Origin of the sequence: Shimia sp., from assembly GCF_022448905.1 — a bacterium.
In the GTDB taxonomy this organism is placed as follows: domain Bacteria; phylum Pseudomonadota; class Alphaproteobacteria; order Rhodobacterales; family Rhodobacteraceae; genus Shimia.
The window spans coordinates 74,415-92,901 of the sequence record NZ_JAKVCW010000013.1; the positions used below are offsets into that span (position 1 = coordinate 74,415).

18 protein-coding genes are annotated in these 18,487 nt (G+C 56.4%); 15 read left to right on the plus strand and 3 right to left on the minus strand.

Annotation, left to right across the window (positions count from 1 at the left end; all coding sequences use genetic code 11):
* The first annotated feature begins 39 nt into the window (after positions 1-39).
* Genes MK208_RS15700 through arsC form a run of 3 tightly spaced genes read left to right on the plus strand, consistent with a single transcriptional unit; the run spans position 40 to position 1,780 of the window.
* Complete coding sequence (locus MK208_RS15700; protein WP_294118269.1) at positions 40-381, plus strand: DUF952 domain-containing protein; 342 nt, start codon at positions 40-42, stop codon at positions 379-381.
* On the plus strand, positions 378-1,445 hold the full coding sequence (locus MK208_RS15705; RefSeq protein ID WP_294118270.1) for a quinone-dependent dihydroorotate dehydrogenase: 1,068 nt from the start codon (positions 378-380) through the stop codon (positions 1,443-1,445). The genes MK208_RS15700 and MK208_RS15705 overlap by 4 nt, the downstream gene beginning before the upstream one ends.
* Complete coding sequence (gene arsC, locus MK208_RS15710) at positions 1,442-1,780, plus strand: arsenate reductase (glutaredoxin) (RefSeq protein WP_294118271.1); 339 nt, start codon at positions 1,442-1,444, stop codon at positions 1,778-1,780. The genes MK208_RS15705 and arsC overlap by 4 nt, the downstream gene beginning before the upstream one ends.
* A 7-nt stretch (positions 1,781-1,787) precedes the next feature.
* Here arsC and MK208_RS15715 read toward each other — a convergent pair whose 3' ends face one another.
* Together MK208_RS15715 and MK208_RS15720 are read right to left on the minus strand one after the other, a co-directional pair.
* Positions 1,788-2,981 carry a DegT/DnrJ/EryC1/StrS family aminotransferase gene (locus tag MK208_RS15715; RefSeq protein WP_294118272.1) on the minus strand — a complete coding sequence of 398 codons (1,194 nt, stop codon included), beginning with the start codon at positions 2,979-2,981 and terminating at the stop codon, positions 1,788-1,790.
* A 60-nt stretch (positions 2,982-3,041) separates the two neighbouring features.
* Complete coding sequence (locus MK208_RS15720; protein ID WP_294118273.1) at positions 3,042-3,716, minus strand: HAD-IA family hydrolase; 675 nt, start codon at positions 3,714-3,716, stop codon at positions 3,042-3,044.
* 134 nt (positions 3,717-3,850) lie between these two features.
* On the opposite strand from MK208_RS15720, the gene glmU reads away from it, so the two are divergent.
* The 4 genes from glmU (at position 3,851) to moaA (ending at position 8,815) form a co-directional block, all read left to right on the plus strand.
* Complete coding sequence (gene glmU / locus MK208_RS15725; RefSeq protein ID WP_294118275.1) at positions 3,851-5,206, plus strand: bifunctional UDP-N-acetylglucosamine diphosphorylase/glucosamine-1-phosphate N-acetyltransferase GlmU; 1,356 nt, start codon at positions 3,851-3,853, stop codon at positions 5,204-5,206.
* Positions 5,206-7,029, plus strand: a complete 1,824-nt coding sequence (gene glmS / locus MK208_RS15730) for a glutamine--fructose-6-phosphate transaminase (isomerizing) (RefSeq protein ID WP_294118279.1) — start codon at positions 5,206-5,208, stop codon at positions 7,027-7,029. The genes glmU and glmS overlap by 1 nt, the downstream gene beginning before the upstream one ends.
* On the plus strand, positions 7,029-7,706 hold the full coding sequence (locus tag MK208_RS15735; protein ID WP_294118346.1) for a DNA alkylation repair protein: 678 nt from the start codon (positions 7,029-7,031) through the stop codon (positions 7,704-7,706). The genes glmS and MK208_RS15735 overlap by 1 nt, the downstream gene beginning before the upstream one ends.
* A gap of 104 nt (positions 7,707-7,810) precedes the next feature.
* Positions 7,811-8,815, plus strand: coding sequence for a GTP 3',8-cyclase MoaA (gene moaA, locus MK208_RS15740; protein WP_294118280.1), 1,005 nt, complete (start codon positions 7,811-7,813; stop codon positions 8,813-8,815).
* Positions 8,816-8,825: 10 nt separating this feature from the next.
* Here moaA and MK208_RS15745 read toward each other — a convergent pair whose 3' ends face one another.
* Complete coding sequence (locus MK208_RS15745; RefSeq protein ID WP_366011204.1) at positions 8,826-9,863, minus strand: LacI family DNA-binding transcriptional regulator; 1,038 nt, start codon at positions 9,861-9,863, stop codon at positions 8,826-8,828.
* A gap of 185 nt (positions 9,864-10,048) precedes the next feature.
* On the opposite strand from MK208_RS15745, the gene MK208_RS15750 reads away from it, so the two are divergent.
* The 8 genes from MK208_RS15750 (at position 10,049) to MK208_RS15785 (ending at position 18,421) form a co-directional block, all read left to right on the plus strand.
* Complete coding sequence (locus tag MK208_RS15750; protein ID WP_294118282.1) at positions 10,049-11,278, plus strand: ABC transporter substrate-binding protein; 1,230 nt, start codon at positions 10,049-10,051, stop codon at positions 11,276-11,278.
* Between the two features lie 186 nt (positions 11,279-11,464).
* Positions 11,465-12,322, plus strand: a complete 858-nt coding sequence (locus MK208_RS15755) for a sugar ABC transporter permease (protein WP_294118284.1) — start codon at positions 11,465-11,467, stop codon at positions 12,320-12,322.
* Positions 12,315-13,256 (plus strand): carbohydrate ABC transporter permease, encoded by a 942-nt coding sequence (locus MK208_RS15760; RefSeq protein ID WP_294118286.1) that lies wholly within the window; start codon positions 12,315-12,317, stop codon positions 13,254-13,256. Before MK208_RS15755 ends, MK208_RS15760 begins: the two co-directional genes overlap by 8 nt.
* A 2-nt stretch (positions 13,257-13,258) precedes the next feature.
* Complete coding sequence (ugpC, locus tag MK208_RS15765) at positions 13,259-14,341, plus strand: sn-glycerol-3-phosphate ABC transporter ATP-binding protein UgpC (RefSeq protein WP_294118287.1); 1,083 nt, start codon at positions 13,259-13,261, stop codon at positions 14,339-14,341.
* Between the two features lie 21 nt (positions 14,342-14,362).
* Positions 14,363-15,109, plus strand: a complete 747-nt coding sequence (locus MK208_RS15770) for a sugar phosphate isomerase/epimerase (protein WP_294118288.1) — start codon at positions 14,363-14,365, stop codon at positions 15,107-15,109.
* A 2-nt stretch (positions 15,110-15,111) separates the two neighbouring features.
* On the plus strand, positions 15,112-16,242 hold the full coding sequence (locus MK208_RS15775; protein WP_294118289.1) for a Gfo/Idh/MocA family oxidoreductase: 1,131 nt from the start codon (positions 15,112-15,114) through the stop codon (positions 16,240-16,242).
* Positions 16,242-17,297: a sugar phosphate isomerase/epimerase gene (locus MK208_RS15780; RefSeq protein WP_294118290.1), complete on the plus strand. Its 1,056-nt coding sequence runs from the start codon at positions 16,242-16,244 to the stop codon at positions 17,295-17,297. Before MK208_RS15775 ends, MK208_RS15780 begins: the two co-directional genes overlap by 1 nt.
* Positions 17,298-17,305: 8 nt before the next feature.
* Positions 17,306-18,421, plus strand: coding sequence for a Gfo/Idh/MocA family oxidoreductase (locus MK208_RS15785; protein ID WP_294118291.1), 1,116 nt, complete (start codon positions 17,306-17,308; stop codon positions 18,419-18,421).
* Positions 18,422-18,487 lie beyond the last annotated feature (66 nt).

Genomic DNA, 18,487 nt, shown 5'->3' on the forward strand with positions numbered 1-18,487 from the left:
GCGCTTGACCTTGCGCCGTGTCCGTTGCATGAGCAGGCCATGCTGATCTTCAAGATATTCCGCTCCGACGAATGGGCGGCGCTGCGGGCCGAAGGGCACTCCGTTGGCGCGCCCGTTGATGTGGCCGATGGCTACGTGCATTTCTCCACCGCCGCGCAAGCCGCCGCAACCGCTGCAAAACACTTTGCAGGTGAGGAAGGCCTTTTCTTGCTGGCCTGTGAAAGCGACCCGATGGGCGATGATCTGAAGTGGGAGGTCTCCCGTGGAGGCGCAGAGTTCCCGCACCTTTATCGCGAGCTGCGCCTGACCGATGTGACTTGGGCTCAGCCCCTGCCGCTAGTTGACGGCACACACGAATTCCCGGCGGGAGTGCTTTCATGAGCCTGAAACGCAGCCTTGAAACTGTTGGCATGAATGTCCTGCGCAGCATGGACCCGGAAAAATCTCACGGCATGGCTCTGAAAGCTCTGGAAATGGGCCTGGGCAATGCGCCGGGCGAGATCACCTCGCCGCGCCTCAAAACCTCTCTCGCAGGCCTCGATTTGCCCAACCCAGTTGGCCTAGCTGCGGGGTTTGACAAAAATGCCACCGCATTGGATGCGCTTGCCAAATCCGGCTTTGGCTTTGTAGAAGTTGGTGCCGCAACGCCTCGTCCTCAAGCAGGCAACCCAAAGCCCCGCCTGTTCCGCTTGTCCGAAGACAAAGCCGCCATCAATCGGTTTGGCTTTAACAACGACGGGATGGAGGCGATCGGCACGCGTATTGCAAAGCGTCCACGCAACGCTGTCATTGGTCTCAACCTGGGAGCAAATAAAGACAGCGAGAACCGGGCCGACGACTTCGCCCGCGTACTGGCGCATTGCGGCGCGCATCTGGACTTTGCAACCGTCAACGTCAGCTCCCCCAACACTGAGAAACTGCGGGATTTGCAAGGCAAAGCGGCCCTATCCGCACTCCTTGCAGGTGTAATGGAAACACGGGACACTCTTGAGCGCAAAATCCCGGTTTTCCTCAAGATCGCCCCTGATCTGACCCACGACGAACTGGCGGAAATCGCTGAAGTGGCAGCGGAAAGCCAGTTGGATGCCATCATCGCCACTAACACGACGCTGTCCCGCGAAGGGCTGCAAAGTGCGGACAAAGATCAGGCGGGTGGCCTGTCTGGTGCCCCACTGTTTGAGAAATCCACTCAAGTTCTGGCGCAGCTGTCTAAACTCACTAACGGCTTAATCCCACTGGTGGGCGTTGGCGGGGTTGGCTCTGCCGAGCAAGCCTATGCAAAAATCTGCGCCGGTGCGAGCGCGGTACAACTCTATACGGCATTGGTTTATGGCGGCTTCTCCTTGGCAGAAACCATCATTCGGGACCTAGATAAACTGCTGCAAAAGGACGGCTTCACCAATGTGACCGAGGCCGTTGGAAGCAAACGAGAGGACTGGCTATGATCACAATCTGGCACAACCCGCGCTGCTCCAAATCGCGCCAAACCCTCGCATTGATGGAAGCCAAGGGGGAGGTCTCGGTGCGCCGTTACCTTGAGGATGTCCCAAGCTTGGACGAACTCACCGAAGTGCAAGCGCTACTGAACGTGCCTGTGATCGACATGATGCGCCCGAAAGAAGCCTTGTTCAAAGAATTGGGTTTGTCCAATTCCGACGATGACGCCACTTTGTTCGCAGCGATGGCGGAAAACCCAAGGCTAATCGAGCGCCCAATTGTATTGGCCAACGGCAAAGCCGCTCTGGGCCGTCCGCCTGAAGCAGCGCTCGACATACTTTGAGGCGGGTTCAACCCGCTTGAAACACCGCGCTGATTTCCGCCCGAATGATACGCGCAATCAAAGCGCAATCCGCCTCTGAAAACGTCAGCGGGATTCGCATATCCACAATGCCTTTCAGGATGCGGTCAGTTGCAGGCATCGCCTCAGACGGCGCATAGCGCCAACTGTCGTAGCGGGATGTGAAGGCCACCGGCTCCGCGCCACCAAACCACTTGAGTTCGACACCGCGCTCAGCACAATGGCGCAAGGCCTCGCCGATCTGCGGTTCGGTCCAATCCAACAACAGAAATTGAATGGAACTTCCGACGTAGGCTTCCCCTTCCGGCCGCTCAACCACTGTCAAACCTGGGGTGTCCCGTAACCCAGCCAACAAGATGTCATGCCGCGCGTTCCAGTTGTCTACTTGCGCGTCCAGGTTCCGTAACTGAGGCCGCAAAATGGCGGCGCGCAGATGATCCATGCGGCCAGAGACGTTTGGAGTATGGTACTTAACCCGCTCGAAAACATCCGCAGACGGTGCCGCGCCATGCCGTTCGTAAAGCATATAACTGCCGGAGAGCATCACGGCTCGCGCCATCAACTCCTCATCATCACTGATCAGGAACCCACCTTCACCTGAGTTGATGTGTTTGTAGGTCTGGGTGGAATAACACGCCATAGCGCCATGGCGGCCCGACGCCACACCTTTCCAGCCGCCACCCATCGTGTGAGCACAATCCTCGATCACCTTGATGCCGTGCGCATCACATATCGCCATCAAGGCATCCATGTCACAAATATGCCCCCGCATGTGCGACAGCATGAGCACATCTGCTTGATCCGCTTTGGCCTTCAAGTCGTCTAGATCGATGACCAGACCTTCAGTGACACCGACAAAAACCGGGAACGCACCAACGCTGGCAATCGCTCCTGGCACGGGCGCCAGTGTAAATGCGTTTGTCAGCACACGGTCTCCGGGTTTCACTTGCATGGCCCGCAACGCGCAAGCCAGTGCGTAGCCCCCGGAAGCAACGGCCAGACAGAATTTGCTACCCACTAAGGCCGCGAACTCCTCTTCAAGCAGCGAAACTTCACCAAGCTCGCCTTCTGACAGGTTATAACGATGCAATCGCCCGCTCCGCATAACCGCAACTGCAGCGTCAATAGCCTCTTCAGAGATTGGTTCTTGCTGCGTGAAGTTCCCGGTGAATGTCTCGCTCATATCAGTAATCTCAATCTCTCTAGCCAAGCTAGGATATAGGCAAATAGCCTCATCCGAATTTCAGGAAGGGTTACGCCCAATCAACGCGGCAACAACCTGTGGCAACGCCTCGTAGTCATGCAATAGGGCTTCCGGTTCCAACGCCGCCATATCTTCGCCGCTTGGGCCAAATGTCACCAAAACGCTCGGAACACCCGCCGCTCTTGCTGTACTCCTATCCGTATCGCTGTCACCAACAAGCAAGGTTTGCGCCGGGTCGCCGTTTAACCGCTTCGCCGTTTCCACCAACGGCAAAGGATCCGGTTTGCGCACAGGTAAGGTGTCTGCTCCAACCAACGCGCCAAAGGCCTCCCGAACACCCAGCGCTTGCAGAAGCTGATCCGCCAATCCCTCTGGCTTGTTTGTGCAAATGCCAACGCCGTATCCTTGAGACTTGAGCACCTCGACTGCGTCCATCGCACCGTCATACATGACTGTGTGCTCAGCAATTGCGCCGCCGTAAGCTTCCAAAAGAACAGGGTAATACTTTACGATCACGGCCTCATCCATGGCCCCAAGCCGGGTCAGCCCTTCGGTCAGCATGCGCCGCCCCCCACGCAATGCAACACCAGCGTCGGCCTCCACTGACAAAACATCGCCGTGCCCCATGTCGCGGAAGCAAACGTTGGCCGCCGCAATCAAATCACCGCTGGTGTCCGCCAGGGTTCCGTCTAAATCAAAAACTACGGTCTTCATGTCGTGCTCCCTGCCGCCTGCGCGAGTTCCCGCGCACGGCTGTTACAAGGCGCAACCTGAATTGATGGCCCTTGGCCTTGCACCCTTCCTGCACTCGGATAAAACGGGCACAATCGAAATAAAAGAGAAATCAGATGAGCATCGCACTTGTCATCCTCGCCGCAGGCAAAGGCACACGGATGAACTCTGACCTGCCGAAGGTTCTTCATCCAATCGCAAACGCGCCGATGCTGGTCCATGCCATGCAAGCGGGCGCCGCCTTGTCGCCAACCCGAACCGTGGTTGTGGCCGGTCACGGCTTTGACGCGGTGCAAACCGCTGCCAAAGAGTTTGACGAAGATGTAGTCGTGGTGGAGCAGAAAGAGCAAAACGGCACCGCGCATGCCGTCGATGTTTGCCGCGACGCCCTCCAGGACTTTGATGGCGATGTGATTGTCCTCTTTGGGGACACGCCATTTGTCAGCGCGGAAACACTTGGAAAAATGGTGGCGGCCAAAGCCGAAAATGCCGTTGTCGTGCTCGGCTTTCAGGCAGCAGACCCAGGCAAATACGGTCGGCTTATCATGTCAGGCGATCAGCTCGACCAAATAGTCGAGTTTGCCGATGCGTCTGATGAGGAACGTTCCGTAACCTTCTGTAATTCCGGTGTGATGTTGGCCGATCGCGCCACATTGTTTTCGCTGATTGACGAGATCACCCCGCAAAACGCGCAAGGGGAATATTACCTGACAGACGCAGTGGGATTGGCCCGCAAACGTGGCCTTGGGGTGACAGCTGTTTCTTGCGATGAAAGCGAAACGCTTGGCATCAACTCACGGGCACATTTGGCAGAAGCGGAAGCCGTGTTCCAGACCAATGCCCGTCAGGAATTGATGGAACTGGGTGTCACATTGCAGCAACCGGACACGGTGATGCTGTCTTTTGACACCGTGATCGGTCGCGACACGCTCATTGAACCAAACGTCTATTTTGGCCCAGGCGTCACTGTCGAATCCGGCACCCGCGTTCGTGCCTTCTCCCATCTGGAAGGGTGCCACGTTTCGCGCGGCGCCACCGTTGGCCCCTATGCACGTCTACGTCCGGGCGCAGAACTTTCCGAAAACGTGCATGTCGGTAACTTTGTAGAAATCAAAAACGCCGAAGTTGGCGAAGGAACCAAGGTCAATCACCTGTCCTACATTGGCGACGCCACCTTAGGTGCGAGCACCAACATTGGCGCGGGCACCATTACGTGCAACTACGATGGCGTGATGAAGCATCACACAACCATTGGCGATAACGCTTTCATCGGGTCCAACACCATGTTGGTGGCTCCGGTGAGTGTAGGCAACGAAGCGATGACTGGCTCCGGTTCGGTGATCACCAAAGACGTCCCTGAGGCCGCTTTGGCCATCGCACGCGCAGAGCAGCAGACAAAACCTGGTGTCGCGCGAAAGTTGTTCGAAATCTTAAAAAAGAAAAAACAAAAACGCGCATTGGAGAGCAAATAATGTGTGGAATTGTTGGGGTCCTTGGCAACCACGAAGTCGCACCTATTCTGGTGGAAGCCCTAAAACGGCTTGAGTATCGCGGATATGACAGCGCCGGCATCGCAACCGTGAACGACGGAACTCTGGATCGTCGTCGCGCGGTGGGCAAGCTTGTGAACCTCTCCGACCTGCTGGTGCATGAACCACTGCGCGGCAAGTCCGGTATCGGCCACACCCGCTGGGCCACCCATGGCGCGCCCAGCGTAACAAACGCGCACCCGCACCAAGCCGGGCCAGTTGCCGTGGTACACAACGGCATTGTCGAGAATTTCCGCGAGTTGCGCGCTGAGCTTGCAGAAAAAGGCATCTCCTTTGTCACCGAAACCGACACTGAAACCATTGCATTGATGGCGCAAAGCCACATGCAATCCGGCCTACAACCTGTTGACGCAGCTCTCAAAACCATCTCTCAATTAGAAGGTGCCTTTGCGCTGGCTTTTCTGTTCGAGGGCCAGGAAGATTTGATCGTGGCAGCCCGCAAGGGCTCCCCGCTGGCCATCGGCCACGGCGATGGCGAGATGTTTGTCGGATCGGATGCAATCGCGCTCTCCCCGCTCACCGATCGCATCACTTACCTTGAGGAAGGCGACAGCGCCGTTGTGACGCGCAATAGCCTCACCATCCGCGACCTGAACGGCAACGAAGTGCAGCGTGAGTGCAAGACCATCAACATCGATCAAACTCAGGTCGACAAAGGTGGGCACAAGCATTTCATGGCCAAAGAAATTGCCGAGCAACCCACCGTTCTGGGTGAAGCCATTCGCCACTACCTGCCTAATAACGGCACCGAAATCACTCTCCCCGGTGGTGACATCGATTTCGCCACGGTTAACCGACTCGTCATGGTCGCTTGCGGCACTGCCTCCTACGCGTGTCTAACCGCCAAATACTGGTTTGAACAAATCGCAGGCATTCCCGTAGAAGTCGACGTGGCCTCCGAATTCCGTTACCGCGAACCGCCGATCACCGAAGGCACCGTTGCGCTGTTTGTCTCTCAGTCTGGTGAGACCGCGGACACGCTTGCCGCGTTGCGCTACTGCGCTGGCAAAGCAGAGAAAATAGTGTCGGTTGTGAACGTAGCCGAAAGCTCCATTGCCCGCGAGAGTGATTTGGCGCTGCCGATCCTAGCGGGTGCAGAGATTGGCGTGGCCTCGACCAAAGCCTTCACCTGCCAATTGAGTGTTCTTTTGGTCCTTGCACTGAAAGCGGCCAATGATCGCGGGCGCCTCACCTCCGAGGCGCTAGAGGCGCATCTGTCTGACCTGCGTGCATTGCCCGGACTGGTGAACCAAGCCTTAAGTTCCGAAACTCAAATTGCACAGGTCGCAGCCAAGCTGGCAGAAGCGCGAGACATCCTGTTTTTGGGTCGCGGCCGTATGTTCCCCCTCGCGTTGGAAGGCGCACTGAAACTCAAAGAAATCAGCTACATTCACGCCGAAGCTTACGCATCAGGCGAGCTTAAACACGGCCCGATTGCATTGATCGACCAACATGTGCCTGTGGTGGTCCTGGCCCCGCATGATGAGCTATACGACAAGTCGATCTCCAACATGCAAGAAGTGATGGCCCGCGCGGGCAAAGTGCTCCTCATTACGGACAGCCATGGCCTGAAGGACGGGGCTGAAGGCACCTGGGACACAATCCAGATGCCACAGGTGTCTGATATTCTGTCCCCGATCCTCTACGCGGTTCCGGCCCAAATGCTGGCCTATCACACGGCGGTTGCCAAAGGCACGGACGTGGACCAACCACGCAATCTCGCCAAATCCGTAACGGTGGAATGATGCAGCTTCAGGATGCCCTAACCGCCCTTGAGGCGCTGATTGAACCTGGGCGCGCCGAAGGCATGGCGGCCTATCACAAACAATCGCGTCAGGTTCTGGGCATCCCAAATCCTGCGCTCAACGATATCACCAAAAGTTGGCGTCAAACGCTTAACGTAGAGCAGCGCGTTCAGCTTGCCTCCAACCTGTGGCAAACTAACATTTTTGAAGCCCGCCTTGCTGCGTCAAAAGTCCTCACCCAAGCTCGCCTACGCCCGGACGAAGCGGCTTGGGAACTGATCGCCAGTTGGACCGCCGATTTTGACAGTTGGGCCATTGCGGACCACGCCTGTATGGCAGGCCAAAAGCGTGTGGTCGCCGATCCGACGCGGCTGGACCAAGTTGAGACCTGGACCACTTCCGAACACATGTGGACTCGCCGGGCAGCCTTGGTCATCACCTTGCCGTGGACAAAGCAAAACCACCCCAAGCCGGAGGAGCTGCAAGCCCGCGACCGCATTCTGGGCTGGGCCGCAAGCTATGTCACTGATCACACTTGGTTTATTCAAAAGGCGATTGGCTGGTGGCTGCGCGATCTGTCGAAACACGACCCAGAGCGCGTCCGCGCCTTTCTGAACAAACATGCCGACGGCATGAAGCCATTTGCAGTGAAGGAAGCCAGTAAGCGCTTAGACTAGCCAAATTGTTGTCCGGACATGAGCACCTACGTTCACAAAGATGTTTTGCGGCTACAACTTTAGGCGCCCTTGCCCATCTGGATTTTGACCACTACCAATGCAGTATGACTGCACCTTTGATCGATCCGTTTCACCGCGCAGTGTCTTACCTGCGTGTTTCCGTCACAGACAGATGCGACTTCCGTTGTGTCTATTGCATGGCGGAAAACATGACGTTCCTCCCCAAAAAGGAACTTCTGACGCTCGAAGAGCTGGATCGTATGTGCTCCACTTTCATCAGGCTGGGAGTAGAAAAGCTGCGCATTACCGGTGGTGAGCCATTGGTACGGCGTGACATCATGACCTTCTTCAAAGGCATGAAGCGACATCTGGACAGCGGTGCGCTGAAAGAGCTGACTCTGACAACAAATGGGTCTCAATTGGAGCGCTTCGCTGAAGAGCTTTATGCTTGTGGTGTCCGTCGAGTGAACATCTCTCTCGACACCATTGATGAACAGAAGTTTGCGGACATAACGCGCTGGGGGCGTCTTGCACAAGTGATGCGTGGCATTGATGCCGCCCAAGCAGCTGGCCTGCGTATTAAGCTCAATGCGGTGGCACTTAAGGGATTTAACGAGGACGAGCTCTTCACCTTGGCTGAGTGGTGCGCGGAGCGCGACATGGACATGACCTGGATTGAGGTGATGCCGATGGGCGATCTGGGCAATGAGGACCGCATTGACCAATATTGGTCTCTAGATGATCTGCGCAGCCGACTGGCAGAGCGCTACACCCTGACCGATCTCGCCGAGCGCACCGGCGGCCCTGCCCGCTACGTGCGTCTCGAAGAAACCGGTCAGAAAATCGGCTTCATCACCCCGATGACCCATAACTTCTGTGAAAGCTGTAACCGCGTGCGCCTGACCTGCACCGGCCAGTTGTTCATGTGCTTGGGGCAAGAAGACATGGCCGATCTGCGGGGGGCCTTGCGCGGCAGCGAAAGCGACGCTGCGCTTGAGGACGCCATTCGCGCCGCCATCGCGCTGAAACCTAAGGGGCACGATTTCGACTATTCCCGTCAAGTTGTGGACGGGCAGATGTCGCGCCACATGAGTCACACCGGCGGATAAAACGTACTGTCTAGGCTTGTGCCTTTTCCCGCGCAGGCCCGGTGCTTTGACGATCCACCAGATACACCGGCATGACAGTCGGAGCAGCTTGGCTGGGTTGTCCGCCCCGCAAAAGCTGCAACAGACAGCGCGCAGCTTCATTGCCCATCTTATTGCGATGCTGGTGAATCGTCGTAAGCGGTGGGTTAAACACCTCGGTCATTTCAATGTTGTCAAACCCAGTAACAGAAACATCGTCTGGGACCTTGATGCCGGCCTCTGTCAAACCGGCAATCAGGCCGAAAGCAATTTGATCACTGGCGCAGACCCAAGCGGTTGGGCCATCGCGCATTGCCGCCACACGCGCAGCGGCCTCTTTGCCTGCCGCAATGGAAAAATCTCCCGGCAACATCCAACCATGCTGGATTTCTCCGCCGCAGTCCTGAACGGCTTGTTCAAATGCATTCTGGCGACGATGGGAAAGCACGTTGGTGTCCGGGCCAGCAACATGACCAAACCTGCGATGACCCTGCTGCCAAAGATGCTGCACCAACATGCGAATCCCCGCCTCATTGTCGGCGCGCACCGACGGGCCAGAGAAACCTTCCACCCACTCACAGGCAAAAACGATGGGTACTGGGGGCACTGCTGATTGCACCATTTGAAGCTCGTTTAAATCGATGCTCCCATCCAGAATGACCAAGCCATCCGCCTGCCCCGCTGCAATGTAGCGTTGAATCTGGTCAGCCGTTAACTGTACGTCGCCGCTGTCCGTCACGAGCAGGCTGTAGTCCGCCGCACTCAGCTCTCGCTCCAATCCAGAAAGGATGTTCGAAAAGAAAGGGTTGGACAGGTTTGGGACCAGTGCCAAAACCGTCCGAGAGGTATTTGTTCTTAGGTTTCTTGCAGCGCGATTGACCCGGTATCCCGTGTCTTTAACGGCTTTTAGCACAGCCTCTCTGGTCGCTTCTGACACAACCGAGGGGTCATTTAAAACACGGCTGACAGTTGCGGTGGACACCCCTGCCATTCGGGCAACATCAACAACTTTGGGCTTTGAGGTTTTCATTATTATTTTTGCGACTCGAATTATTTATTGACTCACCGCTCGCGGCGGGGCTACCGTTATGTAATCGATTACACATCACTGTCAATGCCATTCCTTTTGTTAGCAGAGGACGCTTGGACTGCAGAGATGTTCGGGAGGAAATGTAATCGATTACACGGCGATAGCGCCGAAAAAGGGAGGAAAGAATGAACTTTTACAAAGCTACCACTGCTGCAGTTGCGTTTTGCGCTGCTGGAGCCGTTTCTGCCGCAGAACTGGAAGTCACTCATTGGTGGACTTCTGGCGGTGAAGCGGCTGCCGTTGCTGAATTTGCCAAAGCTTTTGACGCCACGGGTAACACCTGGGTCGATGGCGCAATTGCAGGCTCCGGCGGTACAGCCCGTCCAATCATTGTCAGCCGCATCATTGGCGGTGACCCTATGCACGCAACGCAGCTGAACCATGGGCGCCAGGCAGAGGAGCTGATCGAAGCTGGGCTGATGCTGGACCTCACCGATGTGGCCACAGCTGAGGGCTGGAAAGACATCGTAAATCCAGGGTCACTGCTCGACAGCTGCACAGTGGACGGTAAAATCTACTGCGCACCAGTGAACATCCACTCCTGGCAGTGGATATGGCTGAGCCACCAAGCCTATGCAGATGCAGGCATCGACGTACCTTCGAATTGGGACGAGTTTGTGGCTTCCGCCCCTGCGCTTGAAGCCGCCGGCAAAATCCCACTCGCCATGGGGCAACAAGCATGGCAATCCTCCGGCGCCTTTGGCGTGATCAATGTGGCTGTGGGTGGCCCAGATCTATGGAACAAAATCAACGTCAACAAAGACGCCGAAGCCGCAGCGGGCCCCGAGATGGCCAAAGTATTTGAAGCCGCAGCTGCAGCGCGTGCTATGGCGGCGAACTCCAAGGTTCAAGATTGGAACCAAGCCACCAACCTCGTGATCACTGGCCAAGCGGGTGGACAGGTCATGGGGGACTGGGCTCAGGGTGAATTCCAAGTTGCCGGTCAAGTTGCAGGCCAGGATTACACCTGTCTGCCAGGTCTGGGTGTGAATGAAATCATTTCCACCGGCGGTGACGCCTTCTACTTCCCGAAGCAGGACGATCCTGAAATTGAAGCGGCGCAAAAAGAGCTGGCCAAGCTACTTCTGAGCCCAGAAGTTCAGGTCAACTTCAACCTGAAGAAAGGCTCGCTGCCAGTGCGTGGCGATATTGACCTCGCCTCTGCGAACGACTGCATGAAAAAGGGTCTGGAGATCCTCGCAAGCGGCAACATCCTGCAGTCCGGTGATCAGGTCTTGTCTGCCGACACCTCAGGCCAGATCGAAGACCTGATGGTCGAGTTCTGGAATGATCCGTCCTACTCCGCAGCGGATGCTCAGGCGAAATACGCCGAAATCATCGCCGAAGCGGATTAAGATGGTCACGGAGCCCGAAACTTCGGGCTCCGTCACTCTCCGCTGCCCCAATTTCCCCAAACGACCTAATGAAGCCAAACCTCTTGGCACATTAGGCTGGAGACCTGAGCCATGGCTGTGACTGATGGTGCGCAAGTGGTGTCCCCTAGGACAACCTCCAAGCGACCAAACCGCCTTTTCAAAAACATGACGGCGAAACTCGCCTCAATCCCGATGATCTTCACAGCACTTGTGGTTTTCATTGGTTGCACGATCTGGACGATCTACCACTCTTTCACCAAATCCAAATTGCTGCCCGCGCCAGACAAATGGGTTGGCTTAGACCAGTATGAGCGCCTCTGGAGCACCCGTCGGTGGTTGGTGTCCATCGAAAACCTCGCGATTTACGGCATTTGCTCGCTAGTGCTGAGCCTTGTGATTGGCTTCACATTGGCCGCCCTTCTAGACCGCAAAATCCGCGGCGAAGGCGTTTTCCGTACCATCTTTCTGTATCCTTTCGCGCTGTCTTTCATTGTGACAGGCCTTGTTTGGCAATGGATCCTCAACCCGCAGTTTGGTATCCAGGGTGTCATTCAAAAATGGGGTTGGGAAGGCTTCACATTTGACCCGCTCAACAATGCCGACATCGTCATCTACGGCATCCTGATCGCAGGCATTTGGCAAGGTTCAGGCTTCATCATGGTGATCCTGCTAGCTGGCTTACGCGGCATTGACGAGGACATCTGGAAAGCCTCTCGCGTTGAAGGCATCCCGGTTTGGAAGACCTACATCTTCATTATTATCCCGATGATGCGCCCGATCTTTGTAACCGCGCTGGTGCTGATCGCCGCCGGGATCATCAAAGTCTACGACCTCGTCGTGGCGCAGACCTCCGGCGGACCAGGCATCGCCTCAGAAGTGCCCGCCAAATACGTCATAGAAAAAATGTTCCAAGCTCAAAACCTTGGCCAAGGCTTCGCAGCCTCCACCATGATGCTGCTCTCGGTTTTGGTTGTGCTGATCCCATGGGCCTATCTCGAATTCGGAGGCAAGCGCCGTGACTGATGCAACCGTAAACGCCACTGCAACACCACGAGGAAAAAAACCTCGCAAGCGCCTAACCCCAACCAACATTATGCTCTACGGCACTTTGTTTGTGGCCTCGGTCTACTACCTGCTGCCACTATACGTGATGGTTGTGACGTCCCTGAAAGGCATGCCGGAAATACGCTTGGGCAACGTGTTTGCGCCGCCAGTGGAAATCACGTTTGAGCCTTGGGTTAAAGCCTGGGCAGAAGCCTGCACCGGCATCAACTGTGACGGCCTATCTCGCGGGTTCTGGAATTCAGTGCAAATCCTCGTGCCATCCGTTGTGATCTCCATCGCCATCGCCTCGGTCAACGGCTACGCGCTGTCGCTGTGGAAGTTCAAAGGCTCGGAGGTGTTTTTCACAATCCTCATCTTTGGCGCCTTCATTCCCTATCAGGTGATGATCTATCCCATTGTGATCCTGTTGCGGGAAAGCGGGGACATCCTCTACGCCATCACCGGCACCAAAATCCGTCTGATGGGCAGCATCTGGGGGCTGGTGATTGTGCACACGATCTTTGGCATGCCGATCCTGACCCTTCTGTTCCGGAACTACTTCGCCTCGGTGCCCGAAGAACTTTTCAAGGCAGCACGGGTGGACGGCGCAGGGTTCTGGCAGATCTACTTCCAGATCATGCTGCCAATGGCGCTGCCAATTTTTGTTGTGGCGATCATCCTACAAGTGACTGGCATCTGGAATGATTTCCTCTTTGGCGTGATCTTCACAAAGCCCGACACTTATCCAATGACGGTGCAGCTCAACAACATCGTGAACTCGGTGCAGGGCGTCAAAGAATACAACGTCAACATGGCCGCAACCATGCTCACCGGCCTTGTCCCTCTCATCATCTACTTTGCCTCCGGCAAACTCTTCGTGCGCGGCATCGCGGCTGGCGCAGTAAAGGGCTGACTATGACCAACGTTAACGTAAAAGATCTCACCCTTGAGTTTGGCGCCGTGCGCGTCTTGGACAAACTCAACATCGACATCCAGGAAGGAGAGTTTCTGGTACTTCTTGGGGCTTCTGGCTGCGGCAAATCCACTTTGCTGAACTGCATCGCGGGTCTGCTCGATATCACGGACGGTGAAATCCATATCGGCGGCCGCAATGTCACCTGGGAAGAACCTTCCGAGCGCGGCATCGGCATGGTGTTCCAATCCTACGCACTCTACCCGCAGATGTCGGTAGAAGGAAACCTGTCGTTTGGTTTGAAAAACGCCAAAGTTCCAAAACCGGAAATCGCCAAACGTGTGGCCCGCGCCGCTGAAATCTTGCAAATCGAGCCATTGCTAAAGCGCAAGCCTGCCGCTTTGTCCGGCGGGCAACGCCAACGGGTTGCAATTGGTCGAGCTTTGGTACGCGATGTGGACGTGTTCTTGTTTGACGAGCCGCTGTCCAACTTGGATGCCAAACTTCGCGCGGACTTGCGGGTGGAACTAAAGCTCCTGCACCAGAAGCTCGACAATACGATGATCTATGTGACGCACGATCAGGTCGAGGCCATGACCCTCGCCGATCGTATTGCCATCATGCGCGGTGGTGTTGTGCAACAGATCGCGAGCCCATCAGAAGTCTACAACCGTCCGTCCAACAAATATGTGGCAGGCTTTATTGGATCTCCCACGATCAACTTCTTTGAGGGCTCCATTACCGATGGCGGTAGTGAGTTCCTGTCCGCAGACATACACTTCCCACTCACGGGATATGACGCCTCGCAGGGCGTGCTGACGGCGCGTCCGGCTTGGCTAGGCATCCGCCCAGAGTCCGTCATCACTGGAACAGACGTAAATCAACAGCCCTTCACTGCTGAAATCACTGTGGAACTGGTGGAGCCGATGGGCTCAGACACGCTGATCTATACCACACTTGCAGGGACGCCATTCCGCTTCCGCATGAGCGGAAAAGCCACCGTGGCAGCCGGCAATACGCTCAAAATCGGCTTTGATCCCGCTCAAGGATCCCTCTTTGACAAATCAACTGAAAACCGTCTTTGACGCTCATTTCTGGAGACTTTCATGAGCTTTTCATTCCAACTGTACTCCTCGCGCAATGTCGCGAGCCAAGAAGCCTTTCTCTCAAATCTTGCCGAACTCGGCTACACCAGTGTGGAGGGCTACGGTGGCGTTTATGGCGACCCGGACGCTTTTGCTGAAGCCATGTCTGCGAATGGCTTGACCATGCCAAGTGGCCACTTTGGCATCGACGACCTACGCGACAACTTTGACGAAGTCATGATGCTTGCGGACAGTTTCGGCATCAAACACGTGATCGTCCCCTATCTCGTTGCCGAAGCACGGCCCACCGACAAAGCCGGATGGCAAGCGTTTGCCAAAGAACTGTCCGAGATCGGCGCAAAAGTGCGCGCAGCTGGCAAGACATTCTCCTGGCACAACCACGACTTCGAATATGAAGCGCTGCCGGACGGCAGCTATCCAATGGATATTATCCTGGAAACCGCGCCGGACATCGGCTGGGAAGCCGACCTTGGCTGGGTGGCGCGAGCAGGCCTGGACCCAGCGCCGATTGTCGCCAAACACGCAGACCGCCTTGTCGCAATCCACGTCAAAGACATCGCCAAGGAAGGAGAAGGCCTTGATGAAGACGGCTGGTCCGACATTGGGGAAGGCGTGATGGATTGGCCCGGATTGATCCGTCAAATCCGCGATCAAGCCCCCAACGCCATTCTGGTCGCAGAACAGGACAATCCAAGCGATGCCGTGCGTTTTGCATCTGTCTCTATGGCCAACCTAAAGGACATTTGATCATGGCAACCGCAGTGAAAGCTGGCATCATCGGATGCGGCAACATCTCCACCACCTACATGCGCATGGGACAGTTTTTCAAAGACTACAAAGTTGTCGCTTGCGCCGACTTGAATCCGGACGCCGCCGAGGCACGGGCTGCCGAGTTTGGCTTGCGTGCCTTGAGCATTGAAGAACTCCTGGCCGACCCGGAAATTGAAATTGTGGTCAACCTGACCATTCCGGCAGCGCATTTTGAGGTATCGAGCGAAATTCTGAAAGCCGGCAAACATGTGTACTCCGAGAAGCCTTTTGTGCTGACCGCACAAGAAGGCGCCACGCTTTCTGAACTGGCCGCAGCTCGCAACCTGCGCATTGGCTCCGCACCTGACACGTTTATGGGCGGGAGCCACCAAAAAGCGCGAGAGATTTTGGACAACGGCGAGATTGGCCAAGTGACCTCGGGCACCATCCACGTGATGAGCGGCGGTATGGAGCATTGGCATCCAAATCCGGATTTCTTCTTCCTAACTGGAGCGGGTCCAATTTTCGACTTAGCCCCCTACTACGTGACCAATCTGGTTCAGTTGCTCGGACCTGTCGAAAGCGTGACGGCCATGAGCAGCACACCGCGCAGCCACCGCACCATCGGCTGTGGTCCACGCAACGGCGAACAAATTCCTGTGGAAACACCAACAACCGTGCATTCGATCCTGAAGTTCGCAAATGGGGCGATTATCAGCTACGGCACCAGCTGGGATGTCAAATCCCATGAGCACAACAACATGGAAATCTATGGTCTCGACGGCACACTCTATGTGCCGGACCCCAACTTCTTCGGAGGCCAACTCCGCCTTGTCCGAAGCGACGATGATGAAGCGCTGATTTCCTCCGGCCACCCGTTCTCCAAACCCAATGACGGCGACAATGCCAACTACCGCGGCGCGGGCTTGGCAGATATGGCCGCCGCCATCCGGGACGGACGTCAACATCGCTGCAACAACGAGTTGGCCCTCCATGTGGTCGAGGTCATGGGCGCGATCTTACAGTCAGGCGACAGCGGACAGACCGTCGCGATCCAAAGCACTTGTGACCGCCCAGCGCCGTTCGGAGCGGACGATGCTTTTGCGATCATGGAGCTGGAGGAAACTTGATGCCCACAAATCTCAAAGGTCCTGGCCTGTTCCTCGCGCAATTTGCCTCTGACGAAGCACCGTTCAACTCGTTGGAAGCCATTGCGGATTGGGCGTCGGGGCTAGGCTACAAAGGGCTTCAGATACCCTCTGGGGACCTTCGGCTCTTTGATCTCGACACGGCGGCTTCGTCGCAAACCTATTGCGACGAACTCACCGGCATGTTGGCCGATCGCGGGTTGGAAGTCACCGAACTCTCAACCCACATCCAAGGTCAACTGCTTGCAGTCCACCCCGCATACGACAAACAATTTGATGGGTTTGCACCTTCTGCAGTGCACGGCAATGGCAAAGCGCGCCAAGAGTGGGCGCATGACCAGTTGCTTAAAGCGGCGAAGGCCTCTCAGAACTTGGGACTAACCGCGTCTGTCAGCTTCTCCGGGTCTCTGGCCTTTCCCTATCTCTATCCTTGGCCACAGCGGCCGGCAGGATTGATTGAGGAAGCGTTTGACGAACTCGCGCGACGTTGGCTGCCCATCATGAACGCATACGAGGAGGCCGGTGTAGACATCGCGTTTGAATTGCATCCCGGCGAAGACCTTTTTGACGGCGCAACCTTTGAAATGCTGCTTGATCGATTAGACGGTCACAAACGCTGCACCATCAACTACGACCCCAGTCACTTCTTGCTGCAACAACTCGACTACCTCGCCTTCATCGACATCTATCACGAACGGATCACCGCTTATCACGTGAAAGACGCCGAGTTCCGCCCCGATGGCCGTCAGGGCGTTTACTCCGGCTATCAGCCTTGGTTGCAGCGCGCAGGGCGCTTCCGGTCTCTTGGTGATGGTCAAGTCGACTTCAATGGCATCTTCTCCAAACTGGCGCAATACGGCTACGACAGCTGGGCTGTTCTGGAATGGGAATGCTGTCTGAAGGATGCCGCCACGGGCGCCGCCGAAGGCGCGCCCTTCATCGCAGATCATATCATCAACGTGACCGAAAAGGCGTTTGACGATTTCGCCGACAGCGGATTGAGCCGCGATGACACGCGCGCGCTACTTGGTCTGTAGGAGTTGAGATGCAAAAGCTGAAACTTGGTATGGTAGGCGGCGGCGAAGGCGCCTTTATTGGCGCCGTGCACCGCATGGCCGCCCGATTGGACGGGCATTGGGACTTGGTGGCGGGCTGTCTGTCTTCAACACCCGAGAAAGCGCAGCGCAGCGCAGACTCTTTAGGACTGGAACGCAGCTATGGCTCGTTTGAAGACATGGCAACTGCTGAGAGCGCTCGCGAAGACGGCATCGACGCGGTGTCCATAGTCACCCCCAACCATATGCACCTGCCAATCGCACGCGCCTTTTTGGCTTCCGGCATCCACGTCATTTGTGACAAACCGCTCACCACCGACCTGGCGCAGGCAGAAGCCTTTGCGCAGGACTGCGGCGGGAACGACGCACGCTTTTTCTTGACCCACAACTACAGTGCGTCCCCCCTCATCCGACAAGCCAAAGCGATGGTCGAAACCGGTGAATTGGGCGACGTCCGTTTGGTTCATGCAGAATACCTGCAAGACTGGCTCTCCCGCCCCGCAGATCCCGGCAACGTTCAGGCAGCCTGGCGCACCGACCCGGCGCGCACCGGAGGCGCAGGCGCAATTGGCGACATTGGCACCCACGCATACCATTTGGCGACCTTTGTCGTTGGCGAACAGGCCAGCCATCTCGCCGCGGACCTCAGCAGCTTTGTCGACGGGCGGCAGGTGGACGACAATGCCAACATCATGCTGCGTTTCACCTCCGGTGCCCGCGGCTCCATTTTTGCCAGCCAGGTGGCAACTGGAACAGAAAACGGGCTGAAACTGCGCATTCACGGCACCAAGGGCGGGCTGTTTTGGGAGCAGGAAAATCCCAATCAGTTGATCTTCACACCCATCGGCGGTGTCGAACAACGTATTACCCGTGCCGGTGTAGGCGCAAATGACGTTGCAAACGCCGTGTCACGTACGCCAGGAGGTCACCCGGAGGGCTATTTGGAGGCCTTCGGCACCCTCTACCGCGACATCGCTCGCGAATTGTCAGGCGAGCATGGTGCGGCTCGAGATATTCCGGGACTACAGGATGGCCTCGCGGGGATGCGCTTCATTCACGCCTGCCAACAGTCGTCCAAATGCAACGCTGCATGGCAAGCACTTTAGTGACAAGAAATCAGTATTCTGTTGCTGGACCAACGCGCTCGCGCCCAGTCGGTCCAGCAAATACTT